The organism is Pseudomonas guangdongensis, from assembly GCF_900105885.1.
GTDB lineage: Bacteria > Pseudomonadota > Gammaproteobacteria > Pseudomonadales > Pseudomonadaceae > Geopseudomonas > Geopseudomonas guangdongensis.
In genome coordinates this window covers 1240002-1257363 of the sequence record NZ_LT629780.1, presented here as the reverse complement: position 1 = coordinate 1257363, position 17362 = coordinate 1240002, and the positions used below count along the sequence as shown (strand labels likewise).

At 70.9% G+C, this 17362-nt stretch carries 19 protein-coding genes; 7 read left to right on the top strand and 12 right to left on the bottom strand.

From position 1 onward, the window contains the following. The first annotated feature begins 53 nt into the window (after positions 1–53). The 5 genes from BLU22_RS06030 (at position 54) to BLU22_RS06010 (ending at position 4147) form a co-directional block, all read left to right on the top strand. A complete protein-coding gene (locus BLU22_RS06030; RefSeq protein ID WP_090212901.1) occupies positions 54–827 on the top strand; it encodes an SDR family NAD(P)-dependent oxidoreductase in 774 nt (257 codons plus the stop codon). 189 nt (positions 828–1016) lie between these two features. Beyond that, entirely contained in the window at positions 1017–2390 is a 1374-nt protein-coding gene (locus BLU22_RS06025) for a COG3014 family protein (RefSeq protein WP_090212899.1), read from the top strand. Positions 2391–2400: 10 nt separating this feature from the next. Beyond that, positions 2401–2793, top strand: coding sequence for a YcfL family protein (locus BLU22_RS06020; protein ID WP_090212898.1), 393 nt, complete (start codon positions 2401–2403; stop codon positions 2791–2793). A gap of 18 nt (positions 2794–2811) precedes the next feature. Further along, on the top strand, positions 2812–3405 hold the full coding sequence (lpoB, locus tag BLU22_RS06015; protein WP_090212896.1) for a penicillin-binding protein activator LpoB: 594 nt from the start codon (positions 2812–2814) through the stop codon (positions 3403–3405). A gap of 1 nt (position 3406) precedes the next feature. Further along, on the top strand, positions 3407–4147 hold the full coding sequence (locus BLU22_RS06010; RefSeq protein WP_090212895.1) for a penicillin-binding protein activator LpoB: 741 nt from the start codon (positions 3407–3409) through the stop codon (positions 4145–4147). Between the two features lie 61 nt (positions 4148–4208). Here BLU22_RS06010 and BLU22_RS06005 read toward each other — a convergent pair whose 3' ends face one another. The 4 genes from BLU22_RS06005 to BLU22_RS05990 all read right to left on the bottom strand — a co-directional run bounded on the left by BLU22_RS06005 (position 4209) and on the right by BLU22_RS05990 (position 8194). After that, a complete protein-coding gene (locus tag BLU22_RS06005; protein ID WP_090212894.1) occupies positions 4209–4841 on the bottom strand; it encodes a LysE family transporter in 633 nt (210 codons plus the stop codon). A gap of 99 nt (positions 4842–4940) precedes the next feature. Next, the gene (locus tag BLU22_RS06000) at positions 4941–5699 is read right to left on the bottom strand and encodes a TerC family protein (protein WP_090212893.1); all 759 of its coding nucleotides are present in this window, start codon (positions 5697–5699) and stop codon (positions 4941–4943) included. A 6-nt stretch (positions 5700–5705) separates the two neighbouring features. Continuing rightward, positions 5706–6287 carry a mechanosensitive ion channel family protein gene (locus BLU22_RS05995; protein ID WP_090212891.1) on the bottom strand — a complete coding sequence of 194 codons (582 nt, stop codon included), beginning with the start codon at positions 6285–6287 and terminating at the stop codon, positions 5706–5708. Then, positions 6284–8194: an ATP-binding cassette domain-containing protein gene (locus tag BLU22_RS05990; RefSeq protein WP_090212889.1), complete on the bottom strand. Its 1911-nt coding sequence runs from the start codon at positions 8192–8194 to the stop codon at positions 6284–6286. Before BLU22_RS05990 ends, BLU22_RS05995 begins: the two co-directional genes overlap by 4 nt. A gap of 68 nt (positions 8195–8262) precedes the next feature. Between BLU22_RS05990 and BLU22_RS05985 the strand changes: the two genes are divergently transcribed. Next, positions 8263–8721, top strand: coding sequence for a TIGR02444 family protein (locus BLU22_RS05985; RefSeq protein WP_090212887.1), 459 nt, complete (start codon positions 8263–8265; stop codon positions 8719–8721). Here the strand turns inward: BLU22_RS05985 and BLU22_RS05980 are convergent. From BLU22_RS05980 to BLU22_RS05945, 8 genes are all read right to left on the bottom strand, one after another. After that, positions 8712–9389 carry an AlgP family protein gene (locus BLU22_RS05980; protein WP_090212886.1) on the bottom strand — a complete coding sequence of 226 codons (678 nt, stop codon included), beginning with the start codon at positions 9387–9389 and terminating at the stop codon, positions 8712–8714. The genes BLU22_RS05985 and BLU22_RS05980 overlap by 10 nt on opposite strands. A gap of 74 nt (positions 9390–9463) precedes the next feature. After that, complete coding sequence (gene rsd, locus BLU22_RS05975) at positions 9464–9922, bottom strand: sigma D regulator (protein WP_090212885.1); 459 nt, start codon at positions 9920–9922, stop codon at positions 9464–9466. A gap of 207 nt (positions 9923–10129) precedes the next feature. Beyond that, complete coding sequence (locus BLU22_RS05970) at positions 10130–10621, bottom strand: disulfide bond formation protein B (protein WP_090212883.1); 492 nt, start codon at positions 10619–10621, stop codon at positions 10130–10132. Positions 10622–10705: 84 nt separating this feature from the next. After that, a complete protein-coding gene (locus BLU22_RS05965) occupies positions 10706–11944 on the bottom strand; it encodes a heme biosynthesis protein HemY (RefSeq protein ID WP_090212881.1) in 1239 nt (412 codons plus the stop codon). Beyond that, the gene (locus BLU22_RS05960) at positions 11941–13143 is read right to left on the bottom strand and encodes a uroporphyrinogen-III C-methyltransferase (protein WP_090212880.1); all 1203 of its coding nucleotides are present in this window, start codon (positions 13141–13143) and stop codon (positions 11941–11943) included. Before BLU22_RS05960 ends, BLU22_RS05965 begins: the two co-directional genes overlap by 4 nt. Positions 13144–13196: 53 nt before the next feature. Continuing rightward, positions 13197–13967 carry a uroporphyrinogen-III synthase gene (locus BLU22_RS05955; protein ID WP_090212878.1) on the bottom strand — a complete coding sequence of 257 codons (771 nt, stop codon included), beginning with the start codon at positions 13965–13967 and terminating at the stop codon, positions 13197–13199. Beyond that, complete coding sequence (hemC, locus tag BLU22_RS05950; protein WP_090212877.1) at positions 13964–14902, bottom strand: hydroxymethylbilane synthase; 939 nt, start codon at positions 14900–14902, stop codon at positions 13964–13966. The genes BLU22_RS05955 and hemC overlap by 4 nt, the downstream gene beginning before the upstream one ends. Positions 14903–14997: 95 nt before the next feature. Then, positions 14998–15726, bottom strand: coding sequence for a LytR/AlgR family response regulator transcription factor (locus BLU22_RS05945; protein ID WP_090212875.1), 729 nt, complete (start codon positions 15724–15726; stop codon positions 14998–15000). Positions 15727–15922: 196 nt separating this feature from the next. On the opposite strand from BLU22_RS05945, the gene argH reads away from it, so the two are divergent. Continuing rightward, positions 15923–17317, top strand: a complete 1395-nt coding sequence (gene argH, locus BLU22_RS05940) for an argininosuccinate lyase (RefSeq protein WP_090212874.1) — start codon at positions 15923–15925, stop codon at positions 17315–17317. Positions 17318–17362 lie beyond the last annotated feature (45 nt).

The window sequence follows — 17362 nt, the reverse complement described above, 5'->3', positions numbered from 1 at the left end:
ACTGCAAGACACGAGCCCGGCGGCCAGCACCGCCCCTGCAACGGAGCATTGCCATGACCTTCTGGAACACCCTCGACGAGCCGGCCGAGGTACTGATCTGCGGCGCCAGCCGCGGCATCGGCCTGGCGCTGTGCCAGCAACTGCTGGCGCGCCCCGATGTGGCGCGGGTCTGGGCGCTGTCGCGCAGCGCCAGCGGCAGCCCGGGACTGGCGGCGCTCGCCGCCGGCCACGGCGCGCGCCTGCAGCAGCGCAGCCTGGACGCCCGCGACGAGGTCGCGCTGGCCGCCCTGGCCGACGAGCTGCGCAGCCAGACGCCGCGCCTGCACCTGGCGATCAGCACCCTGGGGATTCTCCAGCAGGACGCCGCGCTGGCCGAGAAGAGCCTCGCCCAGCTCAGCCTGGCGAGCCTGCAGGCCAGCTTCCAGACCAACGCCTTCGCCCCGGCGCTGCTGCTCAAGCACCTGCTGCCGCTGCTGCGCGGCCGCCACCCGTGCTGCTTCGCCGCCCTCTCGGCGCGGGTCGGCTCGATCGGCGACAACCGGCTCGGCGGCTGGTACAGCTACCGCGCCAGCAAGGCCGCGCTCAACCAGCTGCTGCACACCGCCGCCATCGAACTGGCGCGCCTCAACCCGCAGGCGCGGGTCCTGCTGCTGCACCCGGGCACCACCGACACCGCGCTGTCGAAACCCTTCCAGGCCGGCGTGCCGGCCGAGCGGCTGTTCACCCCCGGCCTGGCCGCCAGCCACCTGCTCGAGGTCATCGACCGCCGCACACCGGCCGACAGCGGCAGCTTCCGCGACTGGAACGACCAGGCTGTGCCCTGGTAGACCAACGGCGGCGGTGACCGATACAACACCTTCCTGATAAAGTTCCCGCCACCTCCTCGATGCTTACACGGAATCGAGTCCCGGGATGCGGGAATCAGCACGGATGCCACAAGCGAAATGCCCTGGGGTCGCCCTTTACCCGAACGCCCGGTTCGTCCGGGGGATCCCCACTTCTCGCAAAGGTTCGCCATGGCATCCCGCGCCCTCCTCACGCTGGCACTCTGTGCCACCCTGCCGCTGGCCGGCTGCTCCGCTTTCCGCAGCTACGACAGCGAACTCACCGCCACCAGCCAGCACCTGGCCACCGGCAACGTCGGCGAAGCCCTGACGCTGCTGGAGAAGAACAACAAGGCCGAAGACAAGGACCTGCTCTACTACCTGGAGAAGGGCGAGCTGCTGCGCGCCAGCGGCGACCTGGCCGGCAGCCGCGAGGCCTGGCGGGCGGCCGACCGCCAGGTGTTCGAGTGGGAAGAGTCGGTGAAGGCCGACCCGGGCAAGTACCTGGGCGAGTTCGGCAGCTACCTGGTCAACGACAAGGTGCGCCGCTACGAGGGCTACGACTACGAGAAGGTCATGCTGACCACCCAGCTGGCCCTCAACCACCTAGTCGAGAACGACTTCGACGCCGCGCGCACCGAGATCAAGAAGACCCACGAGCGCGAGGCGGTGATCGCCGAACTGCGCGACCAGGAATACCTCAAGCGCGAGGAGGAGGCCGAGAAGAAAGGCATCACCGCGACCCTCAAGGACCTGCAGGGCTACCCGCTGGAAACCCTCGACGCCCCCGAGGTGGTCGGCCTGAAGAACAGCTACCAGAGCGCCTTCAGCCACTACCTGTCCGGCTTCGTCTACGAGGCGCTGGGCGAGAAGGGCCTGGCTGCGCCGGGCTACCGCAAGGCCGCCGAGCTGCGCCCCAATACCCCGCTGCTGGAAGCGGCGCTGAGCGATCTCGACCAGCCGCGCAACGGCGAGGACAGCGACGTGCTGGTGGTGGTGCAGAGCGGCCTGGCGCCGGCCCGCGATTCGGTACGCATCCCCCTGCCGATCCCCACCAGCAACGGCCTGATCATCACCCCGCTGTCCTTCCCGGTGATCAAGCCCGACGCCTCCACGCCCAAGCCGGCCAGCCTGACCGTCGACGGCAAGAGCCTGGCGCTGACCGAGCTGAACAGCACCGACGCCATGTCGCGCCGCGCCCTGCGCGACGACATGCCCGGCATCATCCTGCGCACCAGCGTGCGGGCGATCACCCGCAGCGTCGCGCAGAAGCAGCTCAACGACGTCAACCCGCTGGCCGGCCTGGCCGTCGGCATCGCCTCGGCGATCACCGAGGGCGCCGACGAGCGCACCTGGCGCACCCTGCCCGACAGCACCCGGGTCGCCCGCCTGCGCCTGAGCAAGGGCGAGCACCAGCTGGAGCTGGCCGGCCAGCCGGTACGTATCCGGGTCGAGCACGACTACCAGGTCGTCACCCTGCGCAGCATCGGCAGCCAGCTGTTCGTCGCCGGCAACGCCCGCAAACCCGCCGGCAGCTCGCTGCAGGCCAGCGCCACCCCCCGTTAAGGAGTCCCCCATGCGTTATCCCCTGATCGCCGCCATCGGCCTGGCCCTGCTGGCCGGCTGCGCCACCCCGCCGCCGGCGCCGGGCAGCGCCGCCAGCAAGGTGGTCTCGCTCGGCAGCATGAAGCACATCGAAGTGGGCGCCATGCGCGTGGCCCGCGAGAACGGCTTTCTCACCGTCAAGGCCGAGCTGAGCAACACCAGCCACAAGAACAAGTCGATGTACTACCGCTTCGCCTGGCTGGGCAGCGACGGCTTCCCGGTGGCCGGCGAGGAAGGCTGGAAGAGCCTGACCCTGTACGGCACCCAGACCAGCGTGCTGTCGGCCATCGCCCCGGTGCCGCAGGCCACCGACTTCCGCCTGGAAGTCCAGACCCCGGAAAACTCCGTCAACCTGTTCCGCTGATCCAAGAGAGACCCCGACATGCCGTTTGCACGCCTTTCCCTCGTCGCCGCCTTCGCCCTGCTGGCCAGCGGTTGCGCCTCCACCTCCTCCCCCGTCCTCGGCGGCGGCAACATCGGCTACGGCGACAGCAAGGCCGTCGAGCTGGTGACCAACGAGTTCGGCTCCACCGACCTGCAGATGATCGCCGAGTCGATGACCCGCTCGCTGGCCCAGTCCGGCACTCTGCAGGGCCGTCCGGTGGTGCAGGTCTACGACGTGAAGAACAAGACCAGCGAGTACATCGACACCCGCGAGATCACCACCTCGATCAAGACCCAGCTGATGAAGTCCGGCGTGGCGCGCTTCGCCAGCGACAACACCGACATGCAGAGCCAGGTCGACCAGCTCAAGCTGCAGAACCAGAGCGGCCTGTACAAGAGCTCCACCGTCGCCCGCACCGGCAACATGGTCGCCGCCAAGTACCGCCTGGAAGGCTCGATCAGCTCCATCGTCAAGCGCAGCAGCGACTACAAGGACGTGTTCTACAAGTTCAGCCTGCAGCTGATCGACGTCGAGAGCGGTCTGGCCGAATGGATGGACGAGAAGGAAATCCGCAAGACCACGGAGCGCTGACATGCGAGCACTGATCGCCCTTCTCGCCCTGGGCCTGAGCCTGGCCTGCCAGGCCGCGCCCAAGGTGGCGGTGACCGACCTGGCCTACGAGGAGCGGGTGCGCGAGTACATCCGCATGGTCAGCGCGCACAGCCAGATGCACGTCAACCAGATGTCGGCCAGCGCCGCGTCCAGCTACCAGGAAGTCGAGGGCACCTACAGCTACATCGAGCGCGGCGAGCTGCGCAAGTTCAGCGGCGACATCAAGGGCGAGATCATCAAGTCCGGGATGTTCCAGCTGATCCAGGGCCGCCCTTACACCGCCGAGGACGGCGAGGGCCTCTACGACGTGATCCGGCGCATCCGCGACGGGCAGTTCAAGGGCGCCGACTACGTGCTGTTCGGCACCCTGTCGGACCTCGACTTCCGCCAGGATCTCAACGACATCGCCAACACCGACAGCTACTCCAAGGTGCTCGGCCTGACCCTGGTGGCGGACTTCAGCCTGATCGACACGCGCACCTTCGAGGTCACCTCGGCGTTCACCGCGATGGGCGAGGCGCAGGACGTCAAGCTGGTCAACGGCAACGACATCCGCGTCACCCCCAACCGCGGGCGGGTGGTGCGCGAGGTGTCGCGGGCGCTCGGCGAGGACGTCACCCGCCAGCTGCGCGAGCAGCTGCTCGGCGTCGGCGAGGGCTACGGCGGCGCGCCGGCGGGCAACCACCTGCCGCCGGACGAGGCGCCGGTGATCCTGCGCTGAAGCCGGCTCCCCCCGCCACGCCATACGCCAAGGGCGACCCTCCGGGGTCGCCCTTGGCGTTTCAGGCCGGCGCGCGGCGCAGGGTCGCCAGCAGCGCCGCGGCGGCGAGGAATAGCGCGGCGAAGCTGCGGTTGAGCAGACGCTGCTGGCGCGGCGTGCGCAGCAGGCACAGCACCCGCGCGGCCAGTCCGGTGTAGCCGGCCATGACCACCAGGTCGACCGCCACCATGGTCGCCGCCATGGTCAGGTACTGGGCCAGCAGCGGGCGGGTCGGATCGAGGAACTGCGGCAGCACGGCGAGGATGAACACGATCGCCTTGGGATTGCTGGCGTTGACCAGGAAGCCGCGCAGCAGCAGGGTCAGCGGCCGGCCGAGGGGCCGCCGGGCATCGGCCTCGGACAGCGCCGCGACGGGCGCCCGCCACTGCTTCCAGCCCAGCCAGGCCAGATAGGCGACGCCGCACCACTTGAGCGCCGCGAAGGCGCTTTCCGAGGTGGCCAGCAGCGCGCCGAGACCGGCGGCGACCACCGCGATCTGCAGCAGCAGCGCCAGTTGCAGGCCGACGGCGTTCCAGTAGCCGCGGCGGAAGCCGTAGTTGAGGCCGCAGGCCATCGAGGCCACGGCGCCCGCGCCGGGCGACAGGCTGATCACCCAGCAGGCGGCGAAGAAGGCGATCCAGGTATCCGGACTCATGGGAACAGTTCTCCGTAGGGCGGAAACGCCGCCGGCCCATGACGGGCCGGCGCGTTGGAACGAGTCGCTGGCCGGCCCGCGGGCCGGCCGGGAACGGCCTCAGTCCGGCAGGTCCTTGTGCAGCTTGACCGGCTCGTTGAGCTTGCGCTTGAACGCGGTGCGCATGCGGATGTTGATCGCCTCCACCGCCAGCGAGAAGGCCATGGCGAAGTAGACGTAACCCTTGGGCACATGCACATCGAAGGCCTCGGCGATCAGCAGGGTGCCGACCACGATGAGGAACGACAGGGCGAGGATCTTCAGCGACGGGTGCTTCTCGATGAAGTCGCTGATGGTGCCGGCGGAGAGCATCATCACCAGCACGGCGATGACGATCGCCGCGACCATCACCGGCACGTCCTGCACCAGGCCGACGGCGGTGATCACCGAGTCCAGCGAGAAGACGATGTCGATCACCGCGATCTGCAGGATGATGCCGACGAAGCCGGCCTTGGCCGCGCCGCCCGCGGTGTTCTCCTCGGCCTCGCCTTCCAGGCTGTGCCAGATTTCCATGGTGCTCTTGAACAGCAGGAACAGGCCGCCGAAGAACAGGATCAGGTCGCGCCCGGAGACGCCCTGCTCGAACACGGTGAACAGGTCGGCGGTCAGGCGCATCACCCAGGCGATGGACAGCAGCAGCAGGATCCGCGTGCCCATCGCCAGGGCCAGGCCGAAGAAACGCGCCCTGGGCTGCTGTTCCTTGGGCAGGCGGCTGACCAGGATCGAGATGAAGATGATGTTGTCGATGCCGAGGACGATTTCCAGGGCGGTCAACGTGAGGAAAGCAACCCAGATTTCCGGGTTAGAAAGCCATTCCATGATGGATCAGGTCTCGTGGGGGGGAAGGGATGGTTGGAGCTCGGTCCCGCGCCAGCGGCGCACGACCTTCTGGAAGAACAGGCTGTTGGGGATCTGCAGCAGGGCGCCGGTGCCGGTGTCGCTCTCCTCTTCGAGGGTGGTGTACAGCAGGTTGATGGCGATCACCCGGCCCTTGGCGCCGGGCTTGTCGAAACTCTCCATGACCTCCACCCGGTCGCCCAGGCGGAACGGCCCGACGGTGAAGATCAGCACGGCGCAGAACAGGTTGGAGAGCACGCTCCAGATCGCGAAGAAGGCCACCGCGGCGACCGCCACGAAGCCGGAGAAGGCCGCCCACAGCACCCCGGCGGACACCCCGACATGCTCCAGCGCCAGCATCAGCGCGCTGCCCATGATCAGCCAGCGCAGCGCGCCGCGCAGCGGCAGCAGCAGCTCGCCGGGCAGCTGGTAGCGGGTCGCCAGACGCGTCAGGCCGCGGGCCACCAGACGCTGCAGGACGAAGCCGGCGATCAGGATCAGCAGCAGTTGCCCGCCGAGCAGCAGGGTTCCGCTCCACTCGCCCAGCCACTGGGCCAGCCAGCCCTTCATGCCGCGCCACCCAGCTCGGCTTCCAGGGCTTCGAGTTCTTCCAGCGCCAGCAGCCAGGCCTCCTCCAGCTCGGCCTCGCGGCCTTTCAGCGCCGCCTGCTCGGCCAGCAGGCCGCGCAGCTCGTCCTTGCGCGCCGCCTCGTAGAGCGCGCTGTCGCCGAGACGGGCCTCCAGCGCGGCCAGTTGCCCGTGCAGCGCGCCGAGGTCCTTCTCCAGCTTGTCGGCGGCCTTCTTGCGCGGCGCCAGCTGCTGGCGCAGGGCGGCGGCGGCCTGGCGCTGGGCGCGCTTGTCGGTCTTGTCGGCGTTTGCCGGCGCCTCGCTCGCCGGCTGCTGGCGGGCGCGGTAGTCGACCAGCCAGCGGCCGTAGTCGTCGAGGTCGCCGTCGAAGGCCTGCACGCGACCGTCGGCGACCAGCAGGAAGGCGTCGGTGGTGCTCTTCAGCAGGTGGCGGTCGTGGGACACCACCAGCACCGCGCCCTCGAAGTCCTGCAGGGCCAGGGTCAGCGCCAGGCGCATCTCCAGGTCGAGGTGGTTGGTCGGTTCGTCGAGCAGCAGCAGGTTGGGCTTCTGCCAGGCGATCAGCGCCAGCGCCAGGCGCGCCTTCTCGCCGCCGGAGAAGTTGAGCACCGGCTCGTCGCAGCGCGGCCCGCGGAAATCGAAGCCGCCGAGGAAATCGCGCAGGGTCTGCTCGCGCTCGGCGGGGGCGATGCGCTGCAGGTGCAGCAGCGGGCTGGCCTTGGGGTCCAGCGAGTCGAGCTGGTGCTGGGCGAAATAGCCGACCGCAAGGTTCTCGCCGCGGGTCAGGCGTCCGCCGAGCGGCTGCAGTTCGCCGGCCAGGGTCTTGATCAGGGTCGACTTGCCGGCGCCGTTGGGGCCGAGCAGGCCGATCCGCGCGCCGGGCACCAGCTGCAGCTTGACCTTGTCCAGCACGCTCTTGTCGCCGTAACCCAGGCGCCCCTCGCTGAGGTCGAGCAGCGGGCTGGAGACCTTGTCCGCCTCGCGGAACACGAAGTCGAAGGGCGAGTCGATGTGCGCCGGGGCCAGCTCTTCGAGGCGCTCCAGCGCCTTGATGCGGCTCTGCGCCTGGCGCGCCTTGCTGGCCTTGGCCTTGAAGCGGCGGATGAAGTCTTCCATGTGCGCGCGCTGCGCCTGCTGCTTCTCGAAGGCCTGCTGCTGCTGGGCCAGGCGCTCGGCGCGGGTGCGCTCGAAGGCCGAATAGCCGCCGCGATACAGGGTCAGCTTCTGCTGCTCCAGATGCACCACGTGATCGACCACCGCATCGAGGAAATCGCGGTCGTGGGAAATCAGCAGCAGGGTGCCGGGGTAGCCCTTGAGCCACTCCTCCAGCCAGAGGATGGCGTCGAGGTCGAGGTGGTTGGTCGGCTCGTCGAGCAGCAGCAGCTCGGACGGGCACATCAGCGCCTGGGCCAGGTTCAGGCGCATCCGCCAGCCACCGGAGAAGTCGCCGACCGCCTGCTCCATCTGCGCCGGCAAGAAGCCCAGCCCGGCCAGCAGCTTGCGCGCGCGGGCATCGGCGGTGTAGCCGTCGGCCACGTCCAGGTCGTGGTGCAGTTGGGCGATGGCCGCGCCGTCGTGAGCGGCCTCGGCGGCGGCCAGCGCGTGCTGCACGCGACGCAGGTGCTGGTCGCCGTCGAGCACGTAGTCCACCGCGCGGCGCTCGAGGGTATCGACCTCCTGGCGCATGTGGGCGATGCGCCAGTCCGGCGGCAGCTGGCAGTCCCCGGCATCCGGGCCCAGCTCGCCGCGCAGCAGGGCGAACAGCGAGGACTTGCCGGCGCCGTTGGCGCCGATGAGGCCGACCTTCTGGCCGGCGTGCAGGGTCAGGTCGGCGCCTTCGAGCAGGCGCTGCGGGCCACGCTGCAGGGTAAGATTCAGGAGTCGGATCATGGTCACGGAAATGGGCGATCGGCGGGCGCGCAGTTTAGCAGCTTCGTCCGCGCCCCGGCGGAGGCAGCATGCAGCACGGATTGTGGGAGTTCGCCACGGCGCTCTACGCGCAGGAAGGGGTGGCCGAGCGCTGCCTGCAGGCACAGGACGCGCATGGCGTGGATGTCTGCCTGTTGCTGGCCGGGCTGTGGCTGGAGCGACGCGGCAGCCGGCCCGAGGCGCAGCGGGTGGTGGCGCTCAGGCGCCTGGCGGACGCCTGGCAAGACCAGGTGACGGCGCCGCTGCGCCACCTGCGACGGGCCTGGAAGACTCCCGCGCAGCAGGACGCCGGGCTGGCCGCCCTGCGCCAGCGCCTGGCAGCCCTGGAACTGGACGCCGAGCGCCTGCTGCTGGAACGCCTGGAACAGACCGCCGCCGACTGGCCGCCGGGCGAAGCCGCGGCGACCTGGCTGGAACGGCTATGCGTTGAACAACTGCCGGCCGCGCTGCTCGCGAGCCTGCGGGCGGCGGCCGCTGCTCAGGACTGAGACGGCTTGTCGGCGGGCTTGGCGGCTACGGGCTGGGCCGGCGCGGCGGCAGCGGGCGGGGCGCTGGCCGGTTTGGCTGCCGGCGTGCTGCGCTTGCGGGCCGGTTTGGCGGCCGGGGTGAGCGGCGCGTCGGCGGCCGCAACCGGCGCCTGGACGGCGCTCTTGGCCGGCGTCTTGCGGGTGCGCGTGGCGGTGGCGACAGCGGCCGGCGCAGTGCTTGCCGGAGCCCGGCGGGTGGTGCGCGGCGCCGGCTGGGGCGCGGCGCCGTCACGGCTGTGCAGGACGGCGGCGACCGCCTCGCGGACCTTGCCGACGCCCTGGGCGAGGTGCAGGCTCTGCTCGATGTCGAGCTTCAGGCGGCCGATGTAGTCGCGCGTCTCGGTCTGCCGCGCCTTGAGGGTATCGAGCAGTTCTTCCAGCTCGGCGATGCTTTCCCGCGCCCGGGCCTGCGCCTTGAGCTTGCCGGCCTGGGCCGCGTCCTGCAGCTTCTGGTTGGCCTTGTGCAGCTTGTCCTGCACCTTGCCGCGCTGTTTCTCCAGCTTGGCGAGCAGCTTCTCGGCCTCGACCAATGCCTCGCTGCAGGCGGATTCGAGATGCTCCAGCAGGCTGTGGGACAGCTGCTGGAGCAGGTGCAACGGGGTGTTGACGGACTTTTTCTTGGCCGACATGGGCGCGCCTCCTGGCGATGAGTGTGCCCTGATACTAGCCCTCCGCCGACTGCGTAGCCAGACGCCCGGGCGCCTCAGACCGCGCCCACCTGGCTGTGGGCGTTGTGCAGCACCTCGATCAGGCAGTCCTCCAGCTCGAAGCGCTCGTGCAGCTGCTGGCCCAGGCGCTGCAGCTCGACCGCCAGGCCGGCGCCGTCGCGGCAGTCGCCGTTGTCGCAGCGGTCGTTGAAGTCCAGCGCCGCGGCGGTGCTGCTCTCCAGCAGCGGGTAGACCTGTCCGGCCAGTTCGAGGGCGCGGCGGTCGTCGAAGGCGCGGGCCTCGTCGAGCAGCTGGCCGTAGATCTCGAAGTGCCCGGCCGACACGTAGTCGACCAGGCAGTCGCAGAACTCCTGCAGCCGCTGGCCGCAGGCCTGCGGGTGGGTCTTGATCTGCTGGTAGGCCTCGATCAGCTGCTGGCGCGCCTGCAGCCAGCGGTCAAGCAAACGGTGTACGCCTCCCCAGCGCTCCTGGGCATTGCGGCAATTCTCGAGCATGTTCTCCCCCCTGCCGGTTGGCAGTCCTGTTTCCATGCAAGGTACGCCACTGGCGACTCAGCACAGACTGCTGGCCGTACCGACGCGGGGATCTTCTCGCGTCCCCGTGCGGGCAGACTATGCCGGCTTTCCGACGCCTTCAAGCAGGGAGGGGAAAAACTTTAATACGACCGTTCAGTTTCTGGCGCGAAAGGAGAGTCGTTCCGCTCAGTCGCGGCGCAGCCCCTGGAACAACGCCAGCGCGGCGCAGGCGGTGAAGGCCAGCAGGCTCCACTCGGGGATGCTCAGCCCCAGGAGGCTCCAGGTCACTTCGGCGCAGTCGGCGGTGCCGTGCAGCATCATCCGCACGATGTCCTGGAAGGGCAGCGCCTCCAGCATATAGTCGAGGCTCGGCAGGCAGGCCGGCAGCTGGTCGGGCGGCAGCGTCTGCAGCCAGATCTGCCGGCCCGCCGAGGCCATGCCGGCCCCCGCGAACAGCAGGGTCAGCACGGCGTAGACGCGCCGGCCACGGCGCTGCGGGCCGTGCAGGGCGGCCGCCAGACAGGTCAGGCCGACGGCGACGAACTCGATGCGCTGCACCACGCACAGCGGGCACGGCGCCAGCCCCTCGACATGCTCCAGGTACAGGCCGAACGCCAGCAGCGCGGCACAGCCGAGGAAGACCAGCAGGTTGAGCAGACGGGGGTTGGCCAGCAGCATGGCGACTCCGGGGGGCGGCAAGGGGCGGTTACGGTAGAGGAAAGCCGGGCCGCCTTTCAAGGCGACCCGCTGGCGCAGGCGGACTCAGCGTGCCGGAACCGGCAGCGGCAAGGCCGGCAGGTCGCGGCCGAGCAGCCCGAGCCCCTGCTGCAGCACCTGCTGGCTGCGGGCGCCCTCGCCGAGCTGGCCGAGCAGGCGCGCCAGCTCGATGCAGGCCTCGGCGCTGCGCTCGACGGCCAGGCTGCGCTCGAAGTAGTCGCGCGCCTTGCCCCACAGCCGGTTGCGCAGCGACAGCCGGCCCAGCGCCAGCAGCAGCGCGGCGTTGCCCGGCTGAGCCTTCAGCCAACCCTCGGCGGCGCCCAGCTGGCGCGCCAGGTCGCGCCCCTGCAGCAGGCCGTAGAGGCGCACCAGGGTGACGTCGAACTGCCGCTCCAGGGCCGCGCGCAGCAGCTCCTCGGCCTCGCCTTCGGCAGCCGCGCCGAAGTGGCGCAACTGCTCGACATAGGCGGCCAGCAGCGCCGCCTGCTGGCGCGCGGCCGGGGCCAGCTGCTGCCAGGCCTGGCGCAGCGGCGCGGCATCGCCGGCGCTGCAGCGCTGCGCCGCCTGCTCCAGCAGGGCATGGCAGGCACGCCGCTCCAGCGCTTCCAGTTCGGCGACCTTGAAGGTCTGCTGGCGCTGCAGGTCGGGCAGCAGCTGGCACAGACCCTGCCAGTCCTGCAGACGCTCGTAGACCTGCGGCAACAGGCGCAGCACGCGCGGATGCCGGGGGTGCTGCTCGCGGATGCGCAGCAGCGCGGCCAGCGCCTGCTCGTCCTGCCCGCGCTCGATCTGCAGCCCGGCCTGCACCAGTCCCACCGCCACGCCGGCCTTGGGCTCGCGCTCCAGGGCCTCGCGCAGCAGGGCGTCGGCGCGTTCGTGCTCGCCCAGCTCGTGGGCCGCGCGCGCCGCAGCCAGATAGGCGACCAGCGGCTGCTGGCCCTGCTCGGCGGCGCGCCGCAGCAGGCGCAAGGCATGGGACCAGCGCCCGGCCGCCAGCTCCAGGAAGCCGCGCTGGGCGGCCTGCTGGGCACGCCGCTGGCGGTTGCGCCCCGACCAGGGATTGACCAGCCGCCCGGAGGCGCCCAGCAGGCCGAGCAGTCGGCGCAGGGCGTAGGCCAGCGCCAACAGACCGCCGCCCAGGGCGAGGAACACCCAGAAGGTCGATTCGTAGCGGAAACCCTTGTAGGCGATCAGCACGTAGCCGGCATGGTCGGCGATGGCCAGCCCCAGCAGCGCGGCGACCAGGATCGCCAGCAGCAGCAGCAGGAAGGTGCGCTTTCTCATGGCTGCACCTCCTGCAGCTCGGCCTCAGAAGGCACCACGACCGGCTCGGGCGCGGCGGCGGCGTTCCCGGTAGCCGCCTCGGTGTTGGCGGCGCCGGCCGCTTCCAGTTCGGCACGCGCCCGCTGGTCCAGATAGGCCTGCAGGGCGTTCAGCGCCGGGGTCAGATCGGGCATGGCCTGGGCCACCGGCTGCTGCGCCAGTTCGCCGAGGCGTTCGTAGAAGGCCAGGTTATGCGCCTCGTCGAGACCGAAGTAGCGCTGCAGCAGCGCGCGCGCCTGCTCCAGCGCGGCCCGGTAGACCTCCGGGCGGGCATTCAGCGCCGCCCACTGCGCCTGCTCCAGAGTCAGGCGCAGGGCCAGGCGCAGCTGTTCGAGGGTCTCGCCGGCCAGCAGCGGCCGCACCTCGTCCGCGGCGCCGACCTCCAGGCGTACGAAACCGCTCAGCCTTTGCCACCAGTCCGCCCAGCGGCTGGCGCCATCGCCCTCGGCGACCTGCGCGGCGGCCGGCACCTCGGCCGTGCCGGCGCGGAATTCCGGGCGCCGGGTGTTGAGCGCGGCACTCTGCTCGCTCAGCGCGGCCAGCTGCAGGAACAGCCCGGTGCGGTCCACCGCCGGCAGCTGGCGCAGCGCTTCGAGACCGCGCGCCAGTTGCTCGCGGGCGGCAAAGGCCGCCGGGTCGTCCTGGTCGCGGAGGATCTGGTCGGCGGCGTCGACCAGGAAGCGCGCGCTGTTGACGTCCTGCAGCGCGGTCAGGCGCAGGGTGGCCAGGCGCAGCAGGTGTTCAGCCTCGGCGAGGCGCCACTCCTGACGGCTGGCGCCGAGCACCCGGTCGACCCGCCGGGCGAGCTGCTGCTGGCCGGCCTGCAGTTCGGCGAGCAGACGCTCGCGCTCGGCTAGTGCGGCCGGCGCCGGCAGACGGCCCAGTTGCTCGTCGAGCTGGCGGACCCGTCCCTGCAGGCTCTCGGCCTGCCCCTGGACGCCCTGCAGGCGTTCCAGCTGCTGGTGGTCGATGCCCTGCAGGCCCTGCAGCTGGGACAGGCTCCAGCCGCCCAGCAGCAGGCCGCCGGCGCCGAGCAGCAGGGCGAGGAAGGTCAGGGAACGCCCGCCGCCGGCACGGGCCGGGCTGGCCGGGGCCTGGGGCGCGGCGCCGGCCGGAGCGGCGGCGGGGACGGTGTCGGGTTGCGGAGCGGCGTCTGTCACTGGAGCATCCTTCTTGTGGGGTCACACGGCCGGCGGCGCTGCGCAGCCGGCCGTCATCGAGATTCCATGGCGGCGCCGGCCAGACAGGCCAGCAGCGCCGCGGCGCTGGCGCCGCGGCAGTCGTGCACGTGCTCCGCGCCGGCTTCGCGGGCCAGCGCGGCGACCCGCGGGCTGGGCACGAACAGCGGCAGGCGGGCCAGCTGCGGCCAGTCCGCGCCGGCCAGGCGCTGCAGGTTGGCCAGCCCCTCGCCGCTGCTGACCACCAGGCCGTTGAGCGCCTGCTCGCGAACCGTCGCGCTCAGCGCGCCGGCGGGGTAGTCGGGCAGCGTGCGGCGATACAGGGAAAGATAGTCGACGCTCGCCCCCTGCCCGCGCAACTGCTCGCCGAGCCAGTCGCGCCCGCCCTCGCCGCGCAGGATCAGCACCCGCGGCTGGGGCACCGCGATGGCCTGCTGCAGCGCCGGCAGGGCCAGCAGCGCCTCGCTGTCGTCGCCGGCCTCCGGCCAGTGGGCGTCCAGCCCGTAGGCGTCGAGCAGTGCGCCGGTCGCCGCGCCGACCGCGAACCAGCGCTGGCGCATCGGCGGCTGCGGCCAGTAGCGGTCGAGCCGTTCGAGGCCCAGGCGCGCCGCCGGCTTGCTGACGGCCACCACCGCGCAGTAGCGGTCCAGATCGAGGAACAGCGCGCGCTGCTCAGGCGTCTCGGGCAGCGTCTCGATGGCCAGCAGCGGCAGGCAGTGGCCGAAGATGCCGTGCCCGGCGAGGGTCTGCGCCAGCGCCGCGCAGTCCTCGGCCGGACGGGTCAGCAGCAGGCGCCAGGCCGTCACGGCTGGCCGTCCTCGCCATAGACCGCGGCGAGAATCCGCGCCGCGCCCTGCGCCAGCAGCGCCTCGGCGACCTGCACGCCGAGGGTCTCGGCGGCGGCGCGCGGGGCACGGGCCTCGGCGCGCAGCAGCTCGCCGCCGTCGGGCTGGCCGACCAGGCCGCGCAGCCACAGCTCGCCGCCTTCCAGCAGCGCGTAGCAGGCGATCGGCACCTGGCAGCCGCCGTTGAGGCGCTTGTTCAGTGCGCGCTCGGCGTTGACCCGGTCGGCGGTATCGGCATGGTGCAGCGGCGCCAGCAGCGCATGCACTTCGGCGTCGGCGCTGCGGCACTCGATGCCCACCGCGCCTTGGCCGCCGGCCGGCAGGCTGTCCTCGGCGCTGATGAAGTCGCGGATGCGCGCCTCGAAGCCGAGGCGGATCAGCCCGGCGGCGGCGAGGATGATCGCGTCGTACTCGCCGGCATCGAGCTTGGCCAGGCGGGTGTTGACGTTGCCGCGCAGGAAGCGGATTTCCAGGTCCGGGCGGCGCGCCAGCAACTGGGCCTGGCGGCGCAGGCTGGAGGTGCCGACCACGCTGCCGGCCGGCAGCGCGTCGAGGCTGGCGTAGGTGTTGGAGACGAAGGCGTCGCGCGGGTCTTCGCGCTCGCAGATGCAGTACAGGCCCAGGCCTGCGGGGAAGTCCATCGGCACGTCCTTCATCGAGTGCACGGCGATGTCGGCTTCATCTTCCAGCAGGGCGGTTTCCAGTTCCTTGACGAACAGACCCTTGCCACCGATCTTCGCCAGCGGCGCATCGAGCAGCTTGTCGCCGCGGCTGACCATCGGCACCAGGGTCACGGTCAGGCCCGGGTGGGCGGCTTCGAGGCGGGCCTTGACGTATTCGGCCTGCCACAGGGCGAGGGCACTCTTGCGGGTGGCGATGCGGATTTGGCGGGACATGGGCGATTCCAGAAGCACTGTCGGATGGCCGCGATGATAGCAGGCTCCGCCGGGCGGCTGGATTGGCCCAAGGCAAGGGCCGGGCCGGGGCCCGGCTAGAGCGTCTGCATCAGCTTGCGCAGGCCGCTGACGTGGCGGCGGCTGACGGTCAGGGTCTCCTCGCCGAGCCCGGCCAGATGCAGCTGGAAGTGGCCCAGCGGGGTGCGCTGCAGGCGCTCGATGCGCGCGCGGGCCACCAGCGCGTTGCGGTGGATGCGCACGAAGCGCGCGCCGAACTCCTCCTCCAGCGCCTTGAGGGTTTCGTCGAGCAGCACCTCGCCATGGGTGTGGCGCAGGGTCACGTACTTGTGGTCGGCGACGAAGTAGCACACCTCGTCGATGGGGATCAGGTCGACGCCGCGGCGGGTGCGCGCGCCGATGTGGCTGCGCGGCGGCTGGCCCGGCCGTGGCGGACGGGTCAGGGTCAGCAGCTGGTTGCGCGTCGGACGCTGGGCCCGCGCCAGGGCGACGGCCAGCGTCGCCGCGTCGTCGTCCAGGCAGACATGGGCGATGTCCGCCTCGGCCAGTGTCTCGGCGGCCAGCGCGCCCGCCTCCGGCAGATACAGCAGCAGCGCCGGCGTCTGCTCGCGCTCGGTGAGCCGCGCGGCCAGCGGCAGGTCGGCCAGACCCAGCAGCAGTACATCCACCGGCTGGCTGTCGAGCGCCGCCAGGGCACCCTCGCCACCGGCAACGGGGTCGAGGACACGGCAGCCATCGAGCTGGCCGACCAGCCGGAGCAGGCGCTCGCGCGCCTCGATTGCGTCAGCGACGATCAGGACATTCATGATGCTCGGCTTCCTGCGAGGGACATGCTGAAGAATAGACCAGCGCACGAAACTGACCGCCGGTCCTGGTCATTACCGCTAAGACCGTCTTCTGGCGCGAAAAGTGCCATGCGGCGCCGGGCATCCGGCCAGCGCGAGCGAGCTGCTATCATGCCGGCCATTCCTTCGTACCCCGCACGCACAGCATGAGACACCGATGAGCAGCGAAAAAACCAACCAGTCCTGGGGCGGCCGCTTCAGCGAGCCGGTCGACGCCTTCGTCGCCCGCTTCACCGCCTCCGTCGACTTCGACAAGCGCCTGTACCGCCACGACATCATGGGCTCCATCGCCCACGCCACCATGCTCGAACAGGCCGGCGTGCTGAGCGTCGCCGAGCGCGACGCGATCATCGACGGCCTCACCCAGATCCAGGGCGAGATCGAAGCCGGCCAGTTCGACTGGCGCGTCGATCTGGAAGACGTGCACATGAACATCGAGGCGCGCCTGACCGACCGCATCGGCATCACCGGCAAGAAGCTGCACACCGGGCGTAGCCGCAACGACCAGGTCGCCACCGACATCCGCCTGTGGCTGCGCGACGAGATCGACGTGATCATCAAAGAGATCACCCGCCTGCAAGAGGGCCTGCTGGCGCAGGCCGAGCAGCACGCCGAGGTGATCATGCCCGGCTTCACCCACCTGCAGACCGCCCAGCCGGTGACCTTCGGCCACCACCTGCTGGCCTGGTTCGAGATGCTGTCGCGCGACTACGAGCGCCTGGTCGACTGCCGCAAGCGGGTCAACCGCATGCCGCTGGGCTCGGCGGCGCTGGCCGGCACCACCTACCCGATCCAGCGCGAGATCACCTGCCGGCTGCTCGGCTTCGAGGCCATCGGCGGCAACTCGCTGGACGGCGTGTCGGATCGCGACTTCGCCATCGAATTCTGCGCCGCCGCCTCCCTGGCGATGATGCACCTGTCGCGCTTCTCCGAGGAGCTGGTGCTGTGGACCAGCGCGCAGTTCAACTTCATCGAGCTGCCGGATCGCTTCTGCACCGGCTCGTCGATCATGCCGCAGAAGAAGAACCCGGACGTCCCCGAGCTGGTGCGCGGCAAGAGCGGCCGCGTGTTCGGCGCCCTGACCGGCCTGCTGACCCTGATGAAGGGCCAGCCGCTGGCTTACAACAAGGACAACCAGGAGGACAAGGAGCCGCTGTTCGACGCCGCCGACACCCTGCGCGACTCGCTGCGCGCCTTCGCCGACATGGTCCCGGCGATCCGGCCGCGCGTCGAGGTGATGCGCGAGGCCGCCCGTCGCGGCTTCTCCACCGCCACCGATCTGGCCGACTACCTGGTGCGCAAGGGCCTGCCGTTCCGCGACTGCCACGAGATCGTCGGCCACGCGGTGAAGTACGGCGTGGCGACCGGCAAGGACCTGGCCGAGATGAGCCTGGACGAGCTGCGCCAGTTCAGCGACCAGATCGACGCCGACGTGTTCGCCGTGCTGACCCTGGAAGGCTCGGTCAACGCCCGCGACCACATCGGCGGCACCGCCCCGGCCCAGGTGCGCGCCGCCGTGGTCCGCGGCCGCGAGCTGCTGGCCGCACGCTGAGGTCGCTGCGGCAGCGCTCCGACCAAGGAGCGCTTGCCGCGCCCG

Coding starts and splice junctions, on each gene's coding strand:
- BLU22_RS05970 (WP_090212883.1), bottom strand. CDS start 10,621: ATGCTGCTGGCCAACCCCCGTCTGCTCAACCTGCTGGTCTTCCTCGGC.
- BLU22_RS06025 (WP_090212899.1), top strand. CDS start 1,017: ATGGCATCCCGCGCCCTCCTCACGCTGGCACTCTGTGCCACCCTGCCG.
- BLU22_RS05980 (WP_090212886.1), bottom strand. CDS start 9,389: ATGTCGGCCAAGAAAAAGTCCGTCAACACCCCGTTGCACCTGCTCCAG.
- BLU22_RS05945 (WP_090212875.1), bottom strand. CDS start 15,726: ATGAATGTCCTGATCGTCGCTGACGCAATCGAGGCGCGCGAGCGCCTG.
- argH (WP_090212874.1), top strand. CDS start 15,923: ATGAGCAGCGAAAAAACCAACCAGTCCTGGGGCGGCCGCTTCAGCGAG.
- hemC (WP_090212877.1), bottom strand. CDS start 14,902: ATGTCCCGCCAAATCCGCATCGCCACCCGCAAGAGTGCCCTCGCCCTG.
- BLU22_RS06005 (WP_090212894.1), bottom strand. CDS start 4,841: ATGAGTCCGGATACCTGGATCGCCTTCTTCGCCGCCTGCTGGGTGATC.
- BLU22_RS05985 (WP_090212887.1), top strand. CDS start 8,263: ATGCAGCACGGATTGTGGGAGTTCGCCACGGCGCTCTACGCGCAGGAA.
- BLU22_RS05965 (WP_090212881.1), bottom strand. CDS start 11,944: ATGAGAAAGCGCACCTTCCTGCTGCTGCTGCTGGCGATCCTGGTCGCC.
- BLU22_RS06020 (WP_090212898.1), top strand. CDS start 2,401: ATGCGTTATCCCCTGATCGCCGCCATCGGCCTGGCCCTGCTGGCCGGC.
- BLU22_RS05995 (WP_090212891.1), bottom strand. CDS start 6,287: ATGAAGGGCTGGCTGGCCCAGTGGCTGGGCGAGTGGAGCGGAACCCTG.
- BLU22_RS05990 (WP_090212889.1), bottom strand. CDS start 8,194: ATGATCCGACTCCTGAATCTTACCCTGCAGCGTGGCCCGCAGCGCCTG.
- rsd (WP_090212885.1), bottom strand. CDS start 9,922: ATGCTCGAGAATTGCCGCAATGCCCAGGAGCGCTGGGGAGGCGTACAC.
- BLU22_RS06000 (WP_090212893.1), bottom strand. CDS start 5,699: ATGGAATGGCTTTCTAACCCGGAAATCTGGGTTGCTTTCCTCACGTTG.
- lpoB (WP_090212896.1), top strand. CDS start 2,812: ATGCCGTTTGCACGCCTTTCCCTCGTCGCCGCCTTCGCCCTGCTGGCC.
- BLU22_RS06030 (WP_090212901.1), top strand. CDS start 54: ATGACCTTCTGGAACACCCTCGACGAGCCGGCCGAGGTACTGATCTGC.
- BLU22_RS06010 (WP_090212895.1), top strand. CDS start 3,407: ATGCGAGCACTGATCGCCCTTCTCGCCCTGGGCCTGAGCCTGGCCTGC.